This window comes from Limnothrix sp. FACHB-881 (genome assembly GCF_014698135.1).
Taxonomy (GTDB): domain Bacteria; phylum Cyanobacteriota; class Cyanobacteriia; order CACIAM-69d; family CACIAM-69d; genus CACIAM-69d.
In genome coordinates this window covers 43,213-66,154 of record NZ_JACJSN010000018.1, presented here as the reverse complement: position 1 = coordinate 66,154, position 22,942 = coordinate 43,213, and the positions used below count along the sequence as shown (strand labels likewise).

The 22,942-nt window shown below is 56.6% G+C and carries 13 protein-coding genes; 6 read left to right on the top strand and 7 right to left on the bottom strand.

Features of this window, described 5'->3' with window-relative positions; all coding sequences use genetic code 11:
* Positions 1-30 precede the first annotated feature (30 nt).
* Positions 31-3,060, top strand: a complete 3,030-nt coding sequence (locus H6G52_RS15235) for a filamentous hemagglutinin N-terminal domain-containing protein (protein WP_242026423.1) — start codon at positions 31-33, stop codon at positions 3,058-3,060.
* A complete protein-coding gene (locus H6G52_RS15230; protein WP_190529425.1) occupies positions 3,057-5,660 on the top strand; it encodes a CHAT domain-containing protein in 2,604 nt (867 codons plus the stop codon). Before H6G52_RS15235 ends, H6G52_RS15230 begins: the two co-directional genes overlap by 4 nt.
* Here H6G52_RS15230 and H6G52_RS15225 read toward each other — a convergent pair.
* The 4 genes from H6G52_RS15225 to menA all read right to left on the bottom strand — a co-directional run bounded on the left by H6G52_RS15225 (position 5,640) and on the right by menA (position 9,905).
* Positions 5,640-6,419, bottom strand: coding sequence for a DUF928 domain-containing protein (locus H6G52_RS15225; RefSeq protein ID WP_190529423.1), 780 nt, complete (start codon positions 6,417-6,419; stop codon positions 5,640-5,642). The two genes, H6G52_RS15230 and H6G52_RS15225, sit on opposite strands and share 21 nt — an antisense overlap.
* 118 nt (positions 6,420-6,537) lie before the next feature.
* Complete coding sequence (locus H6G52_RS15220; protein ID WP_190529421.1) at positions 6,538-7,971, bottom strand: AMP-binding protein; 1,434 nt, start codon at positions 7,969-7,971, stop codon at positions 6,538-6,540.
* Positions 7,953-8,930: an o-succinylbenzoate synthase gene (locus tag H6G52_RS15215; RefSeq protein WP_370567718.1), complete on the bottom strand. Its 978-nt coding sequence runs from the start codon at positions 8,928-8,930 to the stop codon at positions 7,953-7,955. Before H6G52_RS15215 ends, H6G52_RS15220 begins: the two co-directional genes overlap by 19 nt.
* 36 nt (positions 8,931-8,966) lie before the next feature.
* Complete coding sequence (gene menA, locus H6G52_RS15210; RefSeq protein WP_190529419.1) at positions 8,967-9,905, bottom strand: 2-carboxy-1,4-naphthoquinone phytyltransferase; 939 nt, start codon at positions 9,903-9,905, stop codon at positions 8,967-8,969.
* Between the two features lie 289 nt (positions 9,906-10,194).
* Here menA and H6G52_RS15205 point away from each other — a divergent pair, with 289 nt between their 5' ends.
* Positions 10,195-11,664: an isochorismate synthase MenF gene (locus tag H6G52_RS15205; RefSeq protein WP_190529417.1), complete on the top strand. Its 1,470-nt coding sequence runs from the start codon at positions 10,195-10,197 to the stop codon at positions 11,662-11,664.
* Between the two features lie 517 nt (positions 11,665-12,181).
* Positions 12,182-12,466 carry a DUF1816 domain-containing protein gene (locus H6G52_RS15200; RefSeq protein ID WP_099533216.1) on the top strand — a complete coding sequence of 95 codons (285 nt, stop codon included), beginning with the start codon at positions 12,182-12,184 and terminating at the stop codon, positions 12,464-12,466.
* A gap of 422 nt (positions 12,467-12,888) precedes the next feature.
* On the opposite strand, the gene H6G52_RS15195 is transcribed toward H6G52_RS15200, so the two are convergent.
* Positions 12,889-15,474 (bottom strand): CHAT domain-containing protein, encoded by a 2,586-nt coding sequence (locus H6G52_RS15195; protein ID WP_190529415.1) that lies wholly within the window; start codon positions 15,472-15,474, stop codon positions 12,889-12,891.
* A 229-nt stretch (positions 15,475-15,703) separates the two neighbouring features.
* Between H6G52_RS15195 and H6G52_RS15190 the strand changes: the two genes are divergently transcribed.
* Positions 15,704-16,294: a thioredoxin family protein gene (locus tag H6G52_RS15190; protein ID WP_190529413.1), complete on the top strand. Its 591-nt coding sequence runs from the start codon at positions 15,704-15,706 to the stop codon at positions 16,292-16,294.
* A gap of 262 nt (positions 16,295-16,556) precedes the next feature.
* Positions 16,557-17,408: a DUF2927 domain-containing protein gene (locus tag H6G52_RS15185; RefSeq protein ID WP_190529411.1), complete on the top strand. Its 852-nt coding sequence runs from the start codon at positions 16,557-16,559 to the stop codon at positions 17,406-17,408.
* An 88-nt stretch (positions 17,409-17,496) separates the two neighbouring features.
* Here the strand turns inward: H6G52_RS15185 and H6G52_RS15180 are convergent, their stop codons facing one another.
* Positions 17,497-21,192 carry an AAA-like domain-containing protein gene (locus tag H6G52_RS15180; RefSeq protein WP_190529410.1) on the bottom strand — a complete coding sequence of 1,232 codons (3,696 nt, stop codon included), beginning with the start codon at positions 21,190-21,192 and terminating at the stop codon, positions 17,497-17,499.
* A gap of 1 nt (position 21,193) precedes the next feature.
* On the bottom strand, positions 21,194-22,495 hold the full coding sequence (locus tag H6G52_RS15175; protein WP_242026420.1) for an AAA-like domain-containing protein: 1,302 nt from the start codon (positions 22,493-22,495) through the stop codon (positions 21,194-21,196).
* Positions 22,496-22,942 lie beyond the last annotated feature (447 nt).

Genomic DNA, 22,942 nt, shown 5'->3' with positions numbered 1-22,942 from the left:
CGCACCATCTCCCTGGTTGGAGTGGGGGTTATGGTAACCCATGGGTTGATGGCAGGTTTTTTGGCCACTGCTGCGGTTGCTGAGTCGATCGCCCCGGATGGTCAACTTTCAACCACGGTGCAGCAACGGGAACCCAACCAATGGACGATCGAGGGGGGCGATCGGGCCGGGAGCAACCTGTTTCATAGTTTTCAGCAGTTTTCGATTCCCACGGGCGGGCTGGCTCACTTCAACAATGCCGCCGACGTGGCTAATATTTTTGCCCGAGTGACTGGCGGCCAGCGATCCCTCCTGGACGGAACGCTGAGGGCCAATGGGGCAGCCAATCTTTTCTTACTCAATCCAGCGGGCATTTTGTTTGGGCCCAATGCTCGCCTAGATCTGGGCGGATCGTTTTTTGCCAGCACGGCCGATCGCCTGGTGTTTGCCGATGGGCTGAGTTTTGGGGTCAACGATCCGGCGGGTCGGCCGTTGCTGTCGATGAGCGTGCCGGTGGGGTTGCAATATGGGTCTGCGCCGGGGGCAATTCGGGTGGAGGCGCGATCGGCTGATCCCAAGGCTCCCACGGGGTTAGAAGTGCAGCCGGGTCAGGCGATCGGCCTGTTTGGTGGGGTGATCGAGCTGGATGGTGGTGTGTTGATTGCGCCGCGTGGTCGCCTGCAACTGATCGCCAGCCCTCCCAATGCAACCCTAGCGTTGAATACACCAATTGCCACCATTCAAGCCACAAATTCCGGCTCGATCGGCAATGGTCAAGCTGTTATTTCACCATCGAGCATTCTATTAACGAATAGAGCCCTTTTGGACGTTCGAGATCCTGTTCAGGGTGGCACAGTGGAACTTGATGGTCACAATATTTTGCTGAATTCCGGTTCTCAAGTTTTTGCGGGAGTTCGTGCGCTCGAATCAGTTGATAGTGTAGAACCTAGCTCAATAACTGCTGATCAAGTACCTCTTAATAACTTGCCAATCAGTGGAGATATCCGCGCTCACGCAACAGACACAATTACCCTTGATGGAGGACTCACCTTCTTTTCAAATGCTGTTGATCCAGATGCTATGGGAAATGCGGGCAATACAACCATTCAGGCTCGATTAGTCCAGCTTTTGAATGGCGGTCGTGTTTATACTGGCACTGAAGGAGTTGGCAATGCCGGTAACTTAAGAATAATCGCTGATCGATTAACGGTTGCAGGTGCTAGTGAAAACCCCTTTCTTTATAGTGGTATTTTGAATTTAGCTGAAGTCTCTGGCACGGGCAACGGTGGCTTAATTGATATTCAAGTTGGCTCAATTCACTTGGCAGATGGTGGCTCAATTCGAGCTAATACTGCCGGTCAAGGCAATGCAGGACGCATTACGATTCGTGCTACGGGGGATGTCGTAATTGAGCGAGTTGATGCCCGTGCTGGAGACGTTGATCGTGAGTCCAGTGGTATCTACAGTCGAAGCGCAGAAAACTCTACAGGAAATGGCGGCACGATCGATCTCCAAGCTCGCTCATTAACACTCCGTGATGGGGGGTTTATGACTGCCACCACTCGTGGAACTGGTAATGCTGGAAATTTGTTAATTCATGTTAGTGACGGAATTACTATTTCTGGCGTGAGTCAATTGGACGAAGTAATTGTATTCTCCGAGAATGAAAAATTAATTTTCCAACAATCTAGTGGACTCTACAGCTCTGCTTCAAGAACCAGTAAAGGAGAAGGAGGAAACATCCAAATTAACGCAGGGTCTCTATTGGTCAATCATGGTGGATTGATCATTACGAGAACAGATGGAGGCGGCAACGCTGGAAGTATTCGCATTCAAGTAGCCAGAGACGTGACAATTGATGGAGTTGGCCCCGATTTATCTTCTAGTGCGATTATTAGTTCTTCAGAAGGAAACAGCCTTGGGCGTGGTGGATCAATCCAAGTTGAAGCGCAGTCATTGACTGTTTCCAATGGAGCAGTGATTAATACCCAAACGTTAACTAATCAGGATGCTGGCAGTATTAATCTTGTAGCCGATCGCTTATCATTTCTGAATGGTGGACAAGCAATTGCCACAACCACAAAAGCAGGCCATGCCGGTGACATTACAATCAGCGCTGATCAAGTTTTGGTGGAAGGATTCGATCCCCGATTTTCTGTTCGACAAGAACTATTTAGTGAAAATGTTGTGGGGCGAAATCTTGGCTCTTTCAGTGGCATTTTTGTGGGAGCTGATGTTGAATCAACTGGAGAAGGTGGGAGCCTAAATATACAAGCCCGAGAAATCAATTTACAGTCGGGAACAACTTTGGCAGTGGGGTCAGCAGGAACAGGAGCAGCGGGGCGCATGGGCCTCGCGGTTGACCGGTTGCAAATGACTGGAGCACATCTCTCGGCGGAAACGCGATCGGGGGCGTTTGGCGGTATCCAAATTGATAGCCAAGGGATCGAATTGCGGGATCGATCACTGATCAGCACCAATGCTCAGGAGTCAGCAACCGGCGGCAACATTGTGATCGACACGGACACGCTGGTGGCGCTGGAAAACAGTGATATTTCCGCCAATTCGGTGAATAGTTTTGGCGGACGGGTGAACTTGCGGGCCCAAGGGGTGTTTGGGACGGCTTTTCGGGAAGCGCTGACCGATCGCAGTGATATTACGGCTAGCTCGGCGCGGGGGCCAGAATTTAGCGGCACGGTGCAACTGGAGGTGCTGAACCCCGACCCGGCCCGAGGGGCGATCGCCCTGCCCAGTGATGTGGGTGTGCCGCCGGAGCCTACCAGTCCCTGCGGCCCCCGATCGGATCCAAGAGCGATCGAGTTTTTTGCCTTGGGACGGGCCGGCCAAGCACCAAACCCGATCGAGGCGGCCACCCTGGAAGCCATGCCCTTTACGGCGGATTTGCGCCCGATCGCCCCAACGACCACCGCCAAAGCCGCAGCCACCCCTCCGCTGCGGGAGCCGATCTTGGAAGCCACCCATTGGCAAAGGACAGAAGCCGGACAAATTCAGTTAATGGCCGGTGCTCCGGTGCAATGGGCGGGGGGTGAATCGAGTTGCCGTTGGGGAGCTGAACCATGAATCGATCCTGGTCTCGGCGATCGCTGTTGGGTTTGTTGGGTTGGAGCGGGGCTATCGCCCTGTCGGGTCTCGGGGAGCGGGCCCAAGCTCAAGCGCTGGATGATTTGCTCGAAGCGGGCCGGCAAGCCTATCACGAGGGTCGCTACCGGGAAGCGATCGCCCTTTGGCAATCGGTACTGGAGCCAGCAACGCAACGGGGCGATCGGGAAACCCTGGGGCTGGTGGCGAGCTATCTGGCTTGGGCCCACTTGCAATTCAGTGAAACCACGGCGGCCCAAGCTTGGGTCGATCGGGGGCGATCGGCCCTTGCGGGGGGTCTGTCGGCGGCCGTGGCCGCTCGGCTGTGGGGAGCGGCCGGAGCCACCGCCGCCCTCCAACAGCAGTGGAGTTTGGCGGAACAGGCTTTTCAAATGGCCGCCCAGCAATACCAAGCGGCCGGCGACCCCGTGGGAACCCTGAACAGCCAAATTGATGAGGCCGCCGTTTGGCAGGGGGCCGGCAACCAGCGCCGGGCCTTGGTGCGGCTGTGGGATTTGCAGCACCACTGGCAACAGGAGCCACCCCGGGAACCGGAGGCGATCGCCGTTCGGGCCCGGGGGCTACATCGTTTGGCCCTGGCGTTGCTGTTGGCGGAGGATTTTGAACAGGCTTGGCAGGCGGCGATCGCGGCGAAACCGGTTTTGGGCGCGGCGGCGGAATTGACCTTGGCCCAAATCGCTAGTCGGCGGGCGACCATGGGCGAATCCGCCACCAAGCAGGCAACTTGGGCTGAAACCGCGATCGAGCACTATCACGCGGTGATTTTGGGGCCCGATCCAACCCTGTGGCGATCGGCCATGGTTGGGCGATTGGAATTGGCCACAGAACGCGGGCGGCCAGAGTCGTCGGAGTGGGCGGAACAATTGCGACTGGCGGCCCAGCGCTGGACAGGGGGACGATCGACGGTGGCGTTGCAGTTGGCGGCGGCCCGGGCCTTAAGCCAATTAAACCAACCGATGCCCATGGCGCAGGTGTTGTCCCTGGTGCAACGGGCCCAACAACAGGCGACATCCTTGGGCGATCGGGCCCTGTTGGGTTGGGCTTGGCAATTGCGCGGTCAGGTGTTGGCGCAAGGGGGCGATCGGGCAGGGGCAGCCCAAGCGGCCCGATCAGCCCTTGAGCAATGGGAACCGCTCGATCGGCCCGAATGGAACTATGAGGCCCTGTGGCTGTTGGGGCGGATGGCGCACCATTTGGGCCAAACCCGCGAGGCCTTGGCTGCTTACCGCTTGGCCGCTGAAGCTGCCCAAGCGGCCCGCTCCAGTTTGGCGGGCCTGAGTGTGCGGCTGCCGGGATTGCACACGGAAGGGGTGCAAGGCTGGCTCGATCGCGCCGAGCCGCTCTATCGCCAACAAATGGGACTGCTGTTTGCTTCGGCTGAAACCAGCGATCGGATTGAAGCCAGCCAACAACTCCAAAATCTGCAACTGCAACGGATTGAGAATTTTCTGCAATGTCGCCTCGACAATCCCGCCCCATCGGACTTGCTCCAGTTGGCTGACTCAACTACCGATGAACGGGCGGCGGTGGTGGTGGTGGCCATCACGGAATTGCCGCCGGATTTGGCCTCGGGATCGGCCAACCGGTCGATCGATACCCTGGTGCGTTGGAAGGATCCCCAAACGGGCCAAGAACGCCAAAACCTGCACCGCCAGCCAATCAACCAATCCGACTTGGACAAGCTCCTTCAGCGCCTCAACCGCAACTTCAGAACAATGGGCAGGGGCCGCGCCTTACAACCGGATAGCCAACAGCTCTATCGCTGGATTTTGGAACCCCATCGCCCCATCCTGACGGCGGCGGGCATTAACCTGTTGGTTTGTGTGTTGGATCCTTCCCTGCGGAACTTGCCGATCGATGCCTTGTTTGATGGGGAGCGCTATTTGGTGGAATCCTTTGCCTTGTCGATCGCCCCTGATGTGAAGCTGGATCCAGCCTCCGATCGGGGACGGCGCGGCCCGGCCCTGTGGGCTGGCTTGTCCGAATCGCGCGAGGACTTGCCGGCCCTGGCTCCCGTGCCCCAACAGCTTGCCCAGTTGGGAAAACTGCTGAAGGGGCAAATTTTGCTCAATCAGGAATTTACGCCCACGGCCTTGACCCAAGCCTTGGTCAGCCAACCGATCACCGTGTTGCACTTGGCCACCCATGGGCGATTCAGTTCCCAGCGCGATCACACTTTCTTGCTGACCTGGGAAGGCAAGCTCAACATGGAGGATTTGGATCAGTTGCTGAAGGAGCGCCGGGCCAAACGATCGGAACCACTGGACTTGCTCACCCTGTCCGCTTGCCAAACGGCCACGGGCGATCGCTACGAAACCTTGGGTTTAGCAGGGTTGGCGGTGCGATCGGGTGCGCGCAGTCTGGTGTCTTCCCTGTGGAATATTCCCGCCGATGATGCGGCCAATCGGCTTTTTAGCGAGTTTTACAGGGGGTGGCTGGCTGGATTGTCCAAAGCCCGCGCCCTCCAGCAAGCCAAGTTGAAGCTGCTGAGCGATCGAGGCGACCTCGCCGCCGATCCCCACTATTGGGCTGCCTTTGTCCTAATTGGTGACTGGCGCTAGCTGGAGCGGCGCGGCCAAGGGGGCCTCGCGCAAATCGCTAAAGCCCTCCTGATCCAAGAGTTCTATCAATTGGGGCGATCGCCCTTGGCCGCCGGGACTCAAGAGCCGATCGAGCTGATCCAACCAATATTCCGTTTTGGCATTGGCCGCATGGACGATCGTGCCCGCCACAAAGTCCACCGATTCCTCGGGCCGATTGGCACAGTTCACCCGCAAATACCAGGAATAGAAACGATTAGGCGCAAGGCCCGGGCCGTTGGGCGATAGGGGCAATCGCAACAGCCCCGCTTGGGAACCCATCACCAGGCGCTGCTGATCCAGGGCATAACCGTCCGCATCTTGCAATTCCCATTCCAACACCGTGCCTGCCGGATAGCCCACATAAAACCACAACCCAGGCTGAGCATGGCGGGTTTCGCCCAAAACCACCGTTTCCCCATTTTCCCAAACAACCTGTGGAACCAGCGCCACCAACAGCTTGGCCGGATCCGCCGCCCCCTCCATGGTGCAACCGCTATAGCTCCCGGCCCCACGCCCGCGGCCATTGATCGGTCGATCGCCCCGCACGGGGGGTCTGGTTTGTTTGGGTTGCCGCTGGGTTTGGTTCAGGGTGGGATTGGCCCGGCGAGCGATCGGCTGAAGCGGCTCGATCGCCCAGCCCGGAAAAGCTCCGAGCGTCACCCCTGCCAACAAACCACCCAAAACAAGACCCATGTGGGTTAGGCCAAACCCAGCACAACGAGACTGAACATGAATCATGATCAGGAGAAGGGGAAGATTAAGTGCTCATTAATCATCTTCCTCGAAATTTCTCTGATTCGCCTGAATCCCGTGGTTATCCTTGGCTGTGGCGAGCAGGCGAGTCCACCGGCTTGGTTTAACCGAATGGGCGAAACTGTGCGGTTAAGGCCAGCCGATCGACCTTGCCTTGGGCGTTGCGGGGAATTTGGGTTAGGGGTAGCCAGCGTTTGGGAATTTTGTAGCGACTGAGCCGATCGCCCAAGGCCGATCGCAGTTGGTCGGGCGTGATCAGGGCGCTCACCGGCACATAGGCCGCCCCGATCGCCTGTCCCCATTCCCGATCGGGCAACCCCAACACCACCACATCAACCACCCATCCCGTCTCCCAAAGGGCCGCTTCCACCTCAGCGGGATAGACATTTTCGCCCCCGGTGATGATTTTGTGGCTGGCGCGGCCCACCAAATGCAGCCGTTGGGCCCCGTCAAAATAGCCCAGATCATCCGTCAGGAATTGTCCCGTGGCTGTGGTGTCCAGAGGGGTAAACCCTGGGGCGCTCAGATAGCCGGCCGCCAAGGAGTTCCCCGCGATCGCCACTCGGCCAAGGGTTGAGCTGTTCCCAAGGGGATCGTGGGCCCAGTCTGACTCGATCGCCACCGTCGCATGGGGCAACACCTGTCCCGCCCCTCGGGCCCCGGCCAGAAATTCAGCGGGCCGCAGGGTGGCCACCTGGGAGGCGGTTTCCGTGGAGCCATAGGTGGGAGCCAGCCGCACCCCCACCGCTTGGGCTTGATCCAACAGGGCTGGCCAGGCGGGCGCGCCCCCCAACAGAATCACGCGAAATTGCTGGAGCCACGGGGTTTCTGGCCCCAGCAGCCGCAGGAGCTGGGTGGGAACCAGGGACAAAAACCCGATCGACCCCAAGCGCAATCCTTGGGCGATCGGGGCCAGGGCTAACCGGCCGCCGCCCCAAAAGCAACGCAAGACCTGCATTAACCCGCTGGCATGGCACAGGGGCAAGGTGCAAAGGGTGCTGTGGGTTTGGGGGCCGGGCCAATCTTCCGCAAAATAAGCGCAAAAGCCGGCCACGGAAGCGGCTAGCGATCGGGGTTGGTGCAGTGCAAAGCGGATTTGGCCCGATGTGCCGCCCGTGGGTAGCCCAATCCAAGGTTCCGCCGTCGGGGGCAAGGAAGCACGATCGCCCGGGGGCTGATCTAGGATGGTTTCGCCCTGGTTTTCCCAGAGTCGATCGGGCTGCAACCAAGTCAGCACCTGGAATCGTTCAGCGACGCTCCATTGGGCATTACCTAAAAAAACGGAGCAGCCTTGGGCAACGGCCGCGAAAAATCCCGCCAAAAAGGGCAATGGCTCCGATTCCAACAGCAAAATTCGCCGTTGGGTTCCCCCGCAGCCCGATCGCGCCAGGGCCGCCGCTCGTTCCTCCGTGGCCCGCAGCAGCGCCTCGGCCTCAATGCCCCACAGCCAGCCGGCCGCCGTTCGATCGCGCAATGTGGCCAGCCAGCGATCAGGCGCGGCCCAGGCCAAATCAGGCGTTAGGATCGCCGGTTCCATAGGCCTTCCAACCAGCGAGGGGGCAAGGGATCCAGCCAACTGCCCACCCCAAAGCCCAAGGCCCGTGCGCTCCCAGGCCGCGCCCCCACTTCCGCCAACCGCAGCGCAGCCCCTTGGCCCACAAAACTTTCAAACACCGAAGAAAATACGCAATCGAGGCCGCGGGTTTGAATGGTGGCCTGGAGGCGGCTGGGAAATCCGGCAATGCTGGGTTTCAGAACAAACAAACCGCGCCAGCCCCCTTGGACGGCGGCTTGCAGGTGTTTGAACTGGGTCACCGATTCATCAAGGGCGATCGGGGTGCGGAAATGGGGGGCGATCGCCTGCATGGGAGCCACTTGGGCCAGGGGCTGTTCCAAAAATTCCACCCGATCGCCCGCTCCGTCGCACCGTTCCAGCCAGCCGCGACAGGCGGCCTCCGTGAGTGCTCCGTTGGCATCCAGTCGCAACCGGCCTTCCGGCGGCAGGTTCCCCAACAATTGTGCAAACCAGCCCCATTCCAATTCGCTGGCAAAAACGCCAATTTTCCACTTGAAGGTGCGATGGCCGGCTGTCCAGGGAGTTTGCCAACTGCTCAACACCCGTTCACCGGCCGGTAACAGGGCCGCCAAGCGATCGGGCGGGAGGGTAAAGGGGGCCGGTTCCCGATCGTTGGCCAGGCTTTTGAAGGCCGATTCCAGGGCAAATTGACAACAGGGCAAAGTGTCTGGAATTTGCCACAGTTGAGCCGGTGAAATTTCCCCATCCAGCGATCGTAAAAAGGCGATCGCCTGCTCCAGGGTTTCAGTGCCAAACCAAGGCAAGGGCGCGATTTCTCCCCAACCGAATCGATCGGCTTCATCTCGCAGCCGCACCACAATTCCTTCGCGCTTGGCCCAACTGCCATAGCTGGTTTGTAACGGACGCACAAAGTTGCGTTCGTAATATCGAAATTGCACATTCAAGCGATTCGATCGCACCAATTTCCTCCTGATTTTAGGCCGGGGGGTTGGCCACTACTGTAACCAAGCCCCCAACAGAAAACCGCCACTGAGGGCTAAACCGCTCCAAAAATGAAATTTGACGGCGATGAATTTGCTGTTGCTGACCCGATCGGGCTGGTCGTGGTGTTGCCCCACATGCCGACACAAATGCAGGGCGATCGGTAGGCTCAAACCCGTGAGCAACGTCCAAAGGGGGAAAGCCCCCCACAGGACTCCCGCCACCACCACCCCAAAGGCTGTGCCACAAAACCAGGGCAGCAGGGCGGCCGATCGAGCCGTGCCCAGCCGGGCCACGGGCGATCGTTTGCCCGCCCGCAAATCATCCGCCACCTGATGGAAATGGGAACAGAACAAAATGAGGCTGGTGGTGATGCCCATAAAGACGGACGCGCCCCAATTCAACAGCGACCAACTTTGGGTTTGGCTATAGTAAGCAGCGGTCAGGGCCATGGGCCCAAAGGTGACAAAACAGATGGGTTCTCCCAACCCTAAATAGCCAAAGCGAAAGGGTGGCCCTTGATAGCTATAGCCCAAAACACAACTGGCTAAAATGATTGCCAAAACCGTCCAATCCTGTTGGAGCCAAGCGATCGCCCCAATGGATGCAATTCCAGCCACTAAGAATAGATTGGCGATCGCAAAAACCAGCGATCGGTTACCGGTTAAATTCACCACGGAATGGGCTTTATTCACATCAATGCCCGTATCAGAATCAAACACATCATTGGTTAGATTCAACCAAGCAATAATGGCAATGGCCGCCCCTAAAAACAGGGCCAAAATTCCCCCATTCAGCCGTTTGGTTTCAAAGGCGGCGATGGCGGATCCCAACAGAATCGGCATCACTGCCACGGTATACATGGGCAGTTTAATCGCCGCCTTCCAAAGTTGACGGCGGGAGGGCGCTTCGGGCGGGCTGTTGGGTGGGGCAGAAAGACTGGGAGCAGTCATAGGGCGATCACGACAGTCAACGGTGGTAGATGGTGGCTTGGGCAGCCGACAGGCCCAGAGCGGCCTCACCAATGCCCAAGGGGGTTCAGGCAGGATTCAGGCGTGGTTCAAGCAGGGCGATCGGGCAGAGCGATCGGGTGACTGCTGAATCATGCCAAATTTACCAGATGCGCCTTAGGGGGCGGGTATTATTCAGGAAACTCGATTAAGATAACCAGTAGTCGAAGCATTGCGGCAGTTCGGACGATAATTAATTTTTTTTACAGCCTTTAATCAAATCTGAATTCTAATGTTAAGCGCACTGGGTCAGCAAACAGATTTGCTCTCACCAACGCGCCTCTATTGCATACTTGAGGCAGCTCGGGACGAGTTCTTGCGATCGTTTCGATCGCAAATTGTGCGTTTAACTTTTGAAATTCCGGCGCTCGATCCCCTGGAAGTTTTTGCTGAGTTTTCCCAGGCGGATTGCCTCAGTTTTTATTTTGAAAAACCCGATCGTCGATCGGCAATTGCTGCCTTTGATCGCACGGTGGCCTTGGCGGTGGCCGGGAGCGATCGGTTCACAAAAACCAAGGCCTTTGCTCGAAAGATTCACGGCCTGTTGCGAGCGAGCGAACGGGCCTATGGCATGGCCGAGGGCGATCGCCCGGCCTCGACCCGATCGATTCCGTCGCTGCTTTGTGCATTTCCCTTCCTTGATGAACCGCGCGACCTGGGCAGTCCCTTTGGGGAGGCGTTGATTTTTTTACCCCGCTGGCAAGTGGTTCGCCGCACCACCGCCCAGGGCCCCATCACCACATTCACGGCCAATGCTTGGGTGGATGGTTGCACCGATTTGGATCAGCTCTGTGGGGAACTGTGGCAACCGCTCGATCGACTGTTGCAGTGGCGCAGCAGCAACACCAGCTTGACCGCTAGAACAGCCCGTTACCAGTCCGGTGGGTGGGAGCTGGCCGCGCCGGATGATCCGGCCTTTTTGGCGGCGGCCCGATCGGCCCTGAAAGATATTGCCGATCGGCAGTTTTGCAAGGTGGTGCTGGCCCGAGCGATCGACTGGCAAGCCCCGGAACCCTTGGATCCGGCCCTGTTGCTCCATAACCTGCGCCACCGTCACCCCGGTTGCTACACCTTTGCGGTGGGGAACGATCGGGGGCAAACCTTCTTGGGAGCCAGCCCTGAATGCTTGGTGGCCATTGATCACGGCCGGATTGCCACGGAAGCCCTGGCTGGGTCGGCTCCGCGCGGCACCACACCGGAACTCGATCGAGCCTGGGGCGATCGCCTGCTCAACAACCCCAAGGAACTGCACGAACACCGGTTGGTGGCGGATTTCATTGCCGATCGCCTCGCCCAGTTGGGGGCCCATCCCAAGGTGGCCGTCAAGCCTGGCCTGCGCAAATTGAGCAATATTCAACACCTGCAAACGCCAATCTGTGGCCGGTTGCCACGCAATGTGGATCCATTGGATGTGGTGGCGGCCTTGCACCCCACCCCGGCCGTGGCGGGTTTGTCCCGATCAGCCGCCATTGCCGCCATCGATCGCTACGAACCCTTTGAGCGATCGCTCTATACCGGGGCAATCGGTTGGCTCGATCCAATGGGGAATGCGGAATTTGCGGTGGGGATTCGCTCGGCCCTAATCCAGGGCGATCGGGCCCGGCTGTTTGCGGGCGCGGGCATCGTGGCCGGATCCGACCCCGAGCGCGAGCTAGCCGAAATTCAACTCAAGCTCCAAGCCCTCTGGGCCGCCTTAATTTGAGCATTGGCCACGCTAAGAGGTTGCAATTTTGTGGATCCAATTACCCAGCGCCACCGGACATCCGGGCGATCGCCCCCCATGGATCCCGCTTCAACCCAGCCTCTAACTCAGCCTTTAACCCAATCAAGAAGGACGAAGCGCCAAACCCAGTTTTTGATCAGTACCAAAAATCTTTGCTACGCTGCAGGAGCTTAGCAACCGGAGTCATCACCGGATCAGCCGGGATCGCCCTCCAGTCTTTACTGATCCCCATTTCCTTGACGAATCGCCATAACTTTCCTTCGGACAGTGCTTGGAAAAATGGGCTAAGCAGAGTATAACGAAGTGTAAAGATCTCGATCGAGAGACCAACCGTTTCGATGTGACTGCCCCCATCGAGCGTGATTCTGTATCCTATTGCGCTTTCCTCAAAGCCACATTCCTCCACACTGACCGGAGTGTCGTCTGTTGCAGTCCGCGTCTTTCCCGTACATCCATAGCAATTGACTTTGAATAGCGCCCGCAAGCCACAGCGCCTATGAAAGACTTCTCTGCCCGTTTAATGAATGCCCTGGGCCTGGCCTATTGGGTCGAAATCACGACCCAGGTTCCTCGGTGTACCTACTACTTTGGTCCCTTTAGCTTGGAGTCCACAGCCAAAGCATCGGTGGCCGGTTATGTGGAAGATTTGGAAATCGAAGGAGCACAGGGCATTGCGGTGAAGGTAGCCCGCTGCAAACCCACGGATTTGACCATTTTCGATGAAGCAGAGGAGGCGGCCCCGAGCGATCGCCCTTTCTCGATGGTCAGTAGCCAGGCTTAGGGCCCCTGCGATTCTCGGAAAACTCCTCGCGCGATCGCCCGGCAGCCCTCGGTGATGGGGATGATCCCAACGGGCGATCGGGAGGTGAAGAATCGAGCGACCTGGCTACTCAATTTGACTCTGAATTGAGGGATGACGTTAACATCCTTCCCGCCATCAATGGGCGGAATTTCGGCTCTAGGCAAACAGCTTCGGTTGTTTGCCTGGGCCATGGGTTAGGAGTTCATTTTCAATTTCAATCCCCTTCAATTTCAATCCCCAGCAACCTGGATCCATAGACTAGTGCGATGACGAGTTTTTGCCCAGAAGACCGTTAAGCCCGTCAGCTTGCTGCTCCGTTAACTTGCCTTGTGGTCTGCCTTGCAGCCCTAAGTTTCAGCCCTAAGTTTCTCGTTCCATTCAGTTTGTTTTGCCAATCTGGCTTACCAAGGACTGCCGATCGCCACGAAGGCAGCCCAGTAGTAGGGATGAGCCAGGGATCCGGAATTGTCGGGCAGCGACGGCAACGGGATCGGCCCCCGGGCGCTGGATGTGAGGCCGCTCCCTTCAACGCGGACTCGTCCTTCAATCATGGCCATTTGGGCCTGACGCAGGGCTTGGGACTTTGTGGGGGTGATCGAGAGTTGTCGATAAAACTCGCTCATGAGGGCTAGGGTTCCTTCGTCGCTCACATACCAAAGACTGGCGAGGGCAGATTTCACACCCGCCTGTACGGCCAGCCCTGCAAACCCCAACTCCGCATTCGCATCACCCAAGGCCGTGCGACAGGCACTCAGCACCAGCAACTCCACGGGGGGATTGTTCAAACTCAGTTCCCGCAGTCGATCGAGCGTCAGGCGCTCCTGATTCCAGAACTGAATGTAGGAATTCACCGGTTGACCGGGTTTGAATTCACCGTGGGTGGCCAGGTGCAAAATGGGGGCCGGTTGCCGTTGGCGCTGGGTTTGCAGGTTGGCGATCGTGAAGGCTTCGTTCAAGAAGGTGGTGGTTTGGGCCCGTTCCTGGGCAATGGTTTGCAGTTCCATGGGGACGGCAGGCAGGGGATTCAACCCCGCTGGAAATTCAGAAGCTCCCATGGCCAAAATGGGCGCATTTCGAAGGCTGACGTAGCGGGCATCGGTTAGGTTAACGCTGGGGGTCATGCCCAAGGCAAACCGCTGCACCAAAAATTGTTGACCATCATGCAGGGCGGCCCAGGGGAGCGATCGCAGGCCCACATCGGGGGAGATCAGCAGGGTATCGATCTTTTGGGCGGCCAGTTCTGGGGCGATTGGGGCGATCAGCCAGCGATCGAGCTGTTCTGCTGCCGTGCGGTAGGCGTTGCCCCGGCGCAACACAGGATTGGTGATCGCTTGGCGCAGGCGATCGGCGGCGGCCAACACTTCGGCCCGGCCCACGCCCGATCGTCGGTAGATCGGTTCCCCGCTGCTGGTAATCACCACCAGATCCGTTTGTTGTTCCTGCAACATCACGTAGATCAAGGCAGTTTGGCTGTTGGTCTGTTGTCGAATGTCGCTCAACAGTTCCCGTAAAGAGGCACTGCTGACGGGGTTATTGGAAATTGAACTACCCAAATAGGTCTCAATTTGCTGCGTCCAGGTGTTTTCCAGTTGATCCAAGCCCAGGTCAAAATTTCCCTGAACGAAGGTGTCGCCTAGGCTGGCATCCAGGGCTAAATCACTGGCCTCAATGTCAGCCAGCATGGCGAGACTTTCGGGGCCCAGTTTGCTGGGGTCAAATTTGCCATCGGGCCCCAACTCTCCAGGTTCTGGGCCAAATTCTCCATCGGGTCCCAGAGGGAAATCGGGGCCGAATTCCCCCGGATCAAAGGCTAGATTCCCCTCTCCCCAAGGGCCACCGGGGCCAAAGTCAGGATCGCCAAACTCCCCTTGCAGGCCGGGCGGGTCAAACTTTCCGGCTTCAAAGTCGCTGGCAATATCTTGGGCGTTGTTAGGGGGTAGCCGATCGCCCAGTTCATCGAGAGATCCGGGACGATTGGGAACGCTTGGCAGCAAAGGGAACGGCGATTGATCGCGCAACACTTGCAAACCCGCGCCCCCCTCTTGGCCATTAACCGACCCCGTCACCAAGGCCGCGCCCGGCTCCAGAGTCACCGTTGCGCCAGTACGGGTGAGTTGCACGGTTCCATCGTCCCCCACGGCAATGCTGGTGGCAACGTTTTCAGCGGGGCCGCTCAGCAGCTCTGGCAGGGTGAGGGGTGCAAAGAATCCCGTATCAGCGGGCCGAATGGGGCTGTTGTTGGGGCTGCTGAGGCCGGGAATGCCAATGTCGAAGCTGAGAATGTTGCCGATCGCCTGGATGCGCACCACCCGATCGCCCTCCACGGCGGCCACCGTGACGGCGTTGGCCCCTGAGGCGATCGATCCCGTAGAAAGCACGGTTCCCCCCAGGAGAGCCACCTGTTGATTCGCTTGAATGGTTCCATCGTGAACGATCGACCCCGCCAGGAACGGCGAAAAGGCAAAGGCCGTAGGCGTGCCGTTCAATCCCCGCAAGTCATTGCCCTCAAAGACGTTGAACCACTGGAGACCAAATTGCACAGCGTTGGCGCTGGTGGCATAAAAGCTGCCGGGTACGTTCACTTGGGCCGTGCTGCCAAAGACGATGCCCGCCGGATTCAAAAGATAAAGATTGGCGGAACCGCCGCTCATTTGCACCAGACCATCAATCACCGAGGGCTCGCCACTGGTAATGCGGCCAAAGATGTTCTGGATGCTGGGATCGATGATGAAGGTGGCTCTGTCGCCCGGTTCCAGGTCAAATTGCTCAAACCCATGGAAGAGGTTGGTTCCACTGCTCGATCGACTGCCACCCGTGATGTTGAACTGTTGATCATTGGGGCGATCCACAAGGGTTCCCAATCCGTCATCAGCCGGAACCACGTCGGCCAGCGCTGGGCCGCCGATCCAGACTGGGCCGAGGGCGATCGTGAATCCCAACCAAACTCTCAACCAGGGCCAAACTTGCGAGAGCACGCGAAAGGACATGAGGCGATCCTGAGGTAGGGGAGTGGAAATGATGGTTGGCAATCGGGCAATTTCTCGGGACTGGATGAAGCGCCTATTATTCTAGGCTTCGTCCCCTCTTCGTTCGCGGGTTGACCAAAGCCGGTTAACCCAAGCCGGTTAACTCAAGCTGGTTAACCCAAGCTGGTTAACCCAAGCTGGTTAGCCCAAGCTGGTTAATCAATTGCCTATTTCAGGAGACTAAGCCGTTATGGTGCTAACCGCTTCAATGATGTTGGAATTGGGTACTCTGGCTCCAGATTTTGCCCTGCCGGAGGTGACCACGGGCGAGACCATTTCCCTAGCAACGGTGGCCGATCGCCCGTTGCTGTTGGTGATGTTTCTTTGCCGCCATTGTCCCTATGTCAAGCATATTCAGGCGGAGTTGGCCCGGTTGGGTCGAGATTGGGGCGATCGCGCCGGGATCATTGCCATCAGCGCTAACGATGCGGTGGCCTATCCCGATGATGCGCCCGATCGGCTGGCGGACTGGGCCCGGGACTGCGGATTCAACTTCCCTCTGTGCTATGACGAAACTCAGGCGGTGGCCCAGGCCTACTCGGCCGCCTGCACCCCAGATTTCTTTGTGTTTAATCGCGATCGCGCTTTGGTCTATCGTGGCCAGCTCGATCGCAGCCGCCCCGGCAACCCAGAACCCAATGATGGAGCAGATTTGCGGGCTGCTTTGGCGGCCGTTTGGGCGGGGGAACCGGTTCCGAAACCCCAAATCCCCAGCTTGGGTTGCAACATCAAGTGGAAACCCGGCAATGAGCCGACCTATTTTGGTCTCAGTGCAGTTTAGGGGGCAGTTTTGGGGGCGGTTTAGGGGATTGCCGGTTGGTCGGATGCTGCCGCCGCCATGCGTTTGGGTCTCGGCCTGGGTTTCAATCTAGGTCTCAATAATGGGCACAAGAAGTTAGCCAACAGCTATGAGCGATCGTCCCCGTTCTCGAAAGAGTCAATCCAAGAGTGGATCCAAGAGTCGATCCAAGATTCAACCCAAGCGTCGATCAACGGGTCGATCAATCCCCCGAAATACCCTATGGGGGGCGATCGGGTTGGCGATGTTGTTGTGGGGGGTGGGTTCTTGGGGCCGCACAACCGTTGATCCGGTTTCGGGGCGATCGGTCTTGGCGAGTAATCAGCTCATTGGTAATCCGCTTAATGACCAGTTTGCTGATCAGTTTGTTGGCCGATTTATTGGCCGATTGGGCGATCAAATTAATGATCAACCCAATAATCAACCCAACGATCAGCAATATCTCAAGAATCAACCCCATCAACCGCTTGCTCAGTGGCTGATGAGCACGCGCCGATCGAGCGATCGGCGCTATTCTCGGGCCGCTTTGGACTACTTCATGGAAGTGGCGTTTGGAAACGAATTTTCCAATAATCCTGATACAAACTACATTCGCAAGTGGGCGAGCGATTTGCGGTTGGCGGTGCGAGGTGGGCCGACGGCGGCCGATCGGGAAACGCTCGATCGAATTGTGGGTGATCTCAATCAATTATTAGGTGGCGCAATTCGGATTCGCTTCACCACCCAAAATCCCAATGTCATCATTTACTTTGTGCCGGAAGCGGATTTTCCGAAATATGACCCCCACTATGTGCCCCGAAACTTGGGTTTTTTTCGGGTTTGGTGGACGGGCAATTTAGAAATTCAACGGGCCCAAATTTTAATTAGCACCACGGGGGTGACTCAACGGGAGCGATCGCACCTGATTCGCGAAGAACTGACCCAATCTTTAGGCTTGATGAACGATGCGGAAACCTATCGCGACAGCACATTTTATCAAGGTTGGACGGAAACACAGGATTTTTCACCGCTCGATCGGGATTTAATTCAAATGCTTTATGATCGCCGGGTGCGCAGTGGTCAAACCCGTGAACAAATTCGCCAACTTTTTCGCTAGAGGCGATCTAGTTGATTTTTTGTGTTTGCTTTCTTGTGTTTGCTTTCTTGTGTTTGATTTTTTGCGTTTGATTTTTTGCGTTTGCTTCTCATTTTTTTATGTCGAGATAAGGCCGACATAGGGGTAAATCAAAATCCTGTGCCCCATGTTGCAAGCGATCGGCAACCCATCGACAGCCATATTCCACAAAATTGAGCGATCGCACTTGGGACAAATTCCAAAGAGCCGCCGTTCGATCTTCGCTGCCGGAAGCGAGCTGTTGCCCATCGGGACTAAAAGACACACTGCTGACGATCGAGCTATGGCCGCTGAGGGTGGTGATCAGCTTGCCTTCGGGCGATCGCAGTTCGATCGCGCTGTTGTTTTTCGCGATCGCCAGCAACTGCCCATCGGGACTCCAAGCAACCCGCGTCAGACCACTATCACCTTGGGTGGGAATTCGGCGCAGCAGCTCGCCCCGTCGGTTCCAAATCCGCACCTCTTGGTTGCGGCTGGCGGCGGCGATCTGTTCACTGTCGGCCCGAATCGCCAAGCCCCAAATGCCGCTGCCCGTGCCCTTCAGCACTTGGGCCGGTTGTTCCTGAAGTCGGCTGCGAGCGCGATCGGCCCAAGTCCAAAGCTTCACGGTGCTATCGGTGCTGGAGGTGGCCACATAGGAACCATCGGGACTGAAAGCCACATCCCAAATGCGGGCTTTGTGGGCCGGGAACCGTTGCAACTGCACATAGCGCCCATTGTTCTCATGCCGCCAAAGGTTGAAGTGCAAATCGTCGCCCACCGCTGCCAAATAGCGCCCATCGGGACTGAAGGCCACGCCATGGATCGGCGACTGGCTGCCGGTCATAGATTGGCGGCGATCGGTGGTCACATCCACCCAAGTCAGCTTGCCGTTGGCATCCCCCGCCACCAACTGCGGCTGAGTGGGGTGCAGGGCCAGGCTGTATAGCTCTCCCTCGCTGAGATTGGTGAATTCCCGCACCGGCCGCCCGTTCCGTTGCCAAAAACGCACATCGCTGGCGGTGATGGTGGTCACTTGTGGCCACAGGGGAGAAGACTTGGCGGCATAATTTACCCGCCAAACGGTGGTGGGGTGGTCTTGCAATTGCTCAAAAAAGGCGTTTTCGGTGGCCCAAAACCGCAAAAAGCCATCTTCGCTGACGGAGGCCAGGGTTTTGCCGTCCCTGTTGAAGGAAAGGCCGCGGATGGTGGCCGCATGACCCGGATAGATCCGCAGCAGGCGACCGGTGGCTGTTTCCCACAGGCGCACGGTGCGATCGGCCGAAGCGGAGGCAAACCGTTGGCCATCGGCGCTGAATGCCACATTAATCACCGCTGCCTCATGGCGCAAAATGGTGCGTACCGGTGTGCCATCGGCCCGCCACAGCCGTAATTGATTGTCTGCGTGGGCCGAGAGGATCAAGTTGCCATCGGGGCTGAAAGTGGCATCCCAAACGGCGCTGGCTCCGGCGTTGAATTGGCGTTGGCGTTGCCCCGCGATCGACCAAAGGATCATTTGCCCATCAATGCCGGTGGAGATTACCCGTTGGCTGTTGGGGTGAAAGGCCACGGACCAAACGGTGGATTTGTGGCCCCGCAAGGTGGTTTTCAGGTTGCCTGTGGTGGCTGACCAAATTTTGGCGGTCAGGTCGCTGCTGCCGGAAACAATCCATTGCCCATCTTGGCTCCAGTCCACGGACCAGATTCCCCCTTGATGGGCGGTGAATTTCTTGAGCAACCGACCGGAGTTGCGATCCCAAATGTGCAAATTGCCGTCAAGGGAGGCGGTCAGCAGCTTTTGATTGTCGGGGCTGAAGGTGGCATCGTAAACCAAGGAACTGTGCTCCAAGGTATGAACCAACGAGCCGTTTGAGCGCCACACTTTAACGGTGCGATCGGTGCCAGTGGTCACGATCGATTGACCATCGGGGCTAAATTCCGCGGCCAACGCGCCGCCGGGGTGAGCAAAGCGCTGATTTTTCTCGTTTTCGCCATAAACCGCCTGCTCCAAAACGCTTTGGGTGCGTTGCTTCAGTTCTTGGCGAGTTTGGGCCGGCACAAGGCGCAATTGTTGGAAGCGATCGCGTGCTTGCAAAGCTTGCAACAGGGCATCCAGTCGTTGATCGGAGGCAAAACTCCCTCGAGAGGCGGCAATGGTCGATCGCACGTCGCTGATGGCGGCCTGCTGGTAGGCGTACAGGGTAATGCCACCGGAAACCAAGGAAGCGGCGAGGGTAATGCTCAGGGCCACGAGCAGTTGGCGTTGGCGCTGGACGCTGCGTTGCTCAATTTCCAAACGGGCTTCGGCCTCCCGCAGGCGATCGAGTTCTAGTTGTCGCTGAATTTCCAGTTGCTCCAGTTCCTGGCTAGCGGCCAAGTAGCGATAGTCCAAATCATCGAGACTGCGCTTTTGCATCCAATCCAAGGCTTCCCGCAACGGATTGCCCCGCAACAGATAGGACACATCGCGGTAGTTGGATTCCACCCAAGCATTCAGCCAAATGGCATAGGGGCGCAGGTCGTCTAACTGTCGATCGACCCAGGCCAGGTTAAAGACTTCCCGGTAAATGCGACATTTAACCCGCAGGTAGCCATCCCGTTTTTCCACAATTCCCGCCAACAGCAATTCCGTTTGGGCCGCAGACCCATCCGCCTGCACCAGGGGCACGGTGGCTTGGCCCGGTGGGTGGGGCGGTGGATCGGCGCTCAGTTCGGCGCGGCAAATTTGGCGATAGAGCATCAGCCGTCGCCCGGCCGATCGCTCGTCATACAGCAGTCGATCGCGGATGGTTTTCAAGTGCTCCGGTTCATCGGAGGCTTCCCAATGGTTCAGGATTTGGCTTTGAATCAGCCGATCGACAAAGGCCCTGGGCGAAAACTGGGCAGGCGGATTGGCATCGGCGGATGGGTCAGCCGCGCGATCAGCCGCGCGATCAGCCGCGCGATCAGCCGCGCGATCAGTAGTTTGGTCAACCGCTGCGGCGGGCATGGCCGCTGATAATTGGCGCGATCGCAACACCAACGCACAAATTTTTTGCACCAGAAATGGTTGCCCATTAGTCCAACGCAAAATTTCCCAAAGTACCCGCTCTGGCTGCGCAACCACATTCACCAAACCCGCCGCCAAACTGCTAACTTCTGAGTGCTGAAACCCTGTTAATTGAATTGCTTGGCCAATGTTGAAGGGTGTTCGACTTTTATCAGAAATTAGCTCGCCGGGGGTGGTGACTCCAAACAGGGCAAAGGTTAATCCTTGATAAAGATCCAACTCCGCGCGGCGGTTGTAGCAGGTGCGAATTAGGGCAAAAAAATCATCCGTGGGAAATTTTAAATTCAGAATCGTATCAATTTCATCAATTAAAATAACTAGGCGGTTTGTAATGCCCGATCGCAAAATTGCGTCAATAAATTCCCCCAAACGAGCCGCCGGAGGTAAATAGGCATATTCCTTCCACCAAGACCGCAAATCAAAGGGCAACGGCAGGGGTTTACTCAGCATGGCTGCGATCGCCGCGTACCACTGCTCAATTTCAATTTTTTGCGACCCGATCGCCGTCAGGTCGATCGCCGCGCAGCTAATGCCCTGTTGTTGAAGTTGCATCATGGTGCGCAACCGCAGGCTCGACTTGCCCATCTGCCGCGCATTGAACACATAGCAAAACTCGCCCGCCAGCAGGGCTTGCAAGAGGTAGTCGTCCGCTTGGCGCTTCACGTAAGCCTGCGATCGGGGCGGTACACTGCCCCCCACCTGGTAGACAAAATCCGAAGGAGAGGTGGGGTTGATCATGTCATGAAAGAGTTAGGAAAAACTGTCGAAACAGTTCACAACTGGGAAACGCCAAGCGCTGATCAAAAGTAACCAACCCTAATCCCTGGAGTCGAAAGGCCTGCGTGTGGGGCAGCTCTAACCCCTTGGGCGATCGCACCACCTGCTGCATGATTTCTAGGAGTTCCTGTTGTTCAAGGAGCTTCAGCAAGCGGCGTAAGTAACTACTAAAAACGCTATCGGGATTCGTTGCCTGTTGCGGCAAATCCGCCAGGGAAAGTTTTTGATGCGCCAAATAAAATAAACCAATTTGAGATAGGAAGGGATTCCCCCCTAAAAACGTGAAAATGGCATGGCCATATTCTTTGGCCGCTGTTAGTTGATATTGTTGGGCAAGGGTCACCACCTGTTCACAAGTAAATGCGGGCAGTTCCAACAACAACCCCACATTAAACGGCGATTGATTGAGACTTAAGGGCAACCAAACTTCCGTGGAGTGGATAATTGCAATGTGTAATTTATGCCAAATAGTTCGATTTTCCAAACCATAGCGCCCCTGCTCATACCAAGATCGCAATAAGCCGAAAAAATCCGTCGCTAATTCGGGATACCCAAAAAGCCGATCTAGCTCGTCTAAAACTAGGAGTAATGGCGCATCCGATTCCGCCAATAGATAGTTTTCAAAATATTCTGAGCAAGCATAACTCACCCCAAACATCGGATCCCACTGATCCGCTAGGCGATCGGCTAGCCCCAAGCTTTTGGCTGCACTGGCGCAAAACCACTTTAAAAACCAGTCTAAGTCTCCTAAAACCTGTCGATCGGCTCCCTGTAAATTCACAACTGCTGTCCGAAATCCTCGCTGCTGAACTTCGCTCAGGGTACGTGCTATTAGGGATGTTTTGCCATATTGCCGAGGAGCCTTGATCCGCACCAGTGATCCCGGCTGAACCACCTCTTCAATACAAAGACTTTCGAGGGGGGGTCGATGAATATAAAACGGAGAGTCGATCGGTAACTGCCCCCGGGGTGGAGCCACTTGCGTTGCCCAATCAGTTGATTTTTTGGTGCGTTCAAGATTGCGAACTTGCATAGAAGTTAAATAGTCTCCCTCGCTGAGATCTAAACCAAAAGCCTGAAAATAGAGAAGGAGTGATTGAAAATCCACTAATTTTTCGCGACGGCGCACCTTTGTTAAGGTATTAGGACTCAATTGAGTGAAGCAACTGAGCTGTTCTAAGGTGTAGGGCTTTCCCTGGTTTTGTTGGGTTGCAGAAATTTGCTCTGCGGACTGCAAGCGTTGCCAACCTTGAAGACTTAACATAACGCCGCGATATCGTTTACAGACTTTTGGAATTTCGGCCATTCAGCCCCCAAACCTTACAACTAACTTCGGGGAATTCTGCTGCGATCGCTGCCTTGAAACAGGGCGATCGCCTGTGAAAATAGATGATCTCAATGGATACTTCAGTCGAAAATACTATAGAATTTGTCCATTTCAGCTCCTTTGAGCTTAAGTTGTGACCTTAAGTTGCGATGTTTAGATGTCAAGCAAGCTGAACTTGTCTAGAATTAATTCTGATCACAAATATCCAATCTTGCAAATGATTGAATTTGTTCTTGAACAGTTTTCATCTGTTTTAATCACTTGATTTCAACGAACGACGATGCACAAAATTGTGTTTTAAGAGGATGTCTGAGCAGTGAATTGAAGCGCTAACTAAGCAGTAACAGCCATGGGATCAAGAAACTTAGACTCCTGATCTTTGCT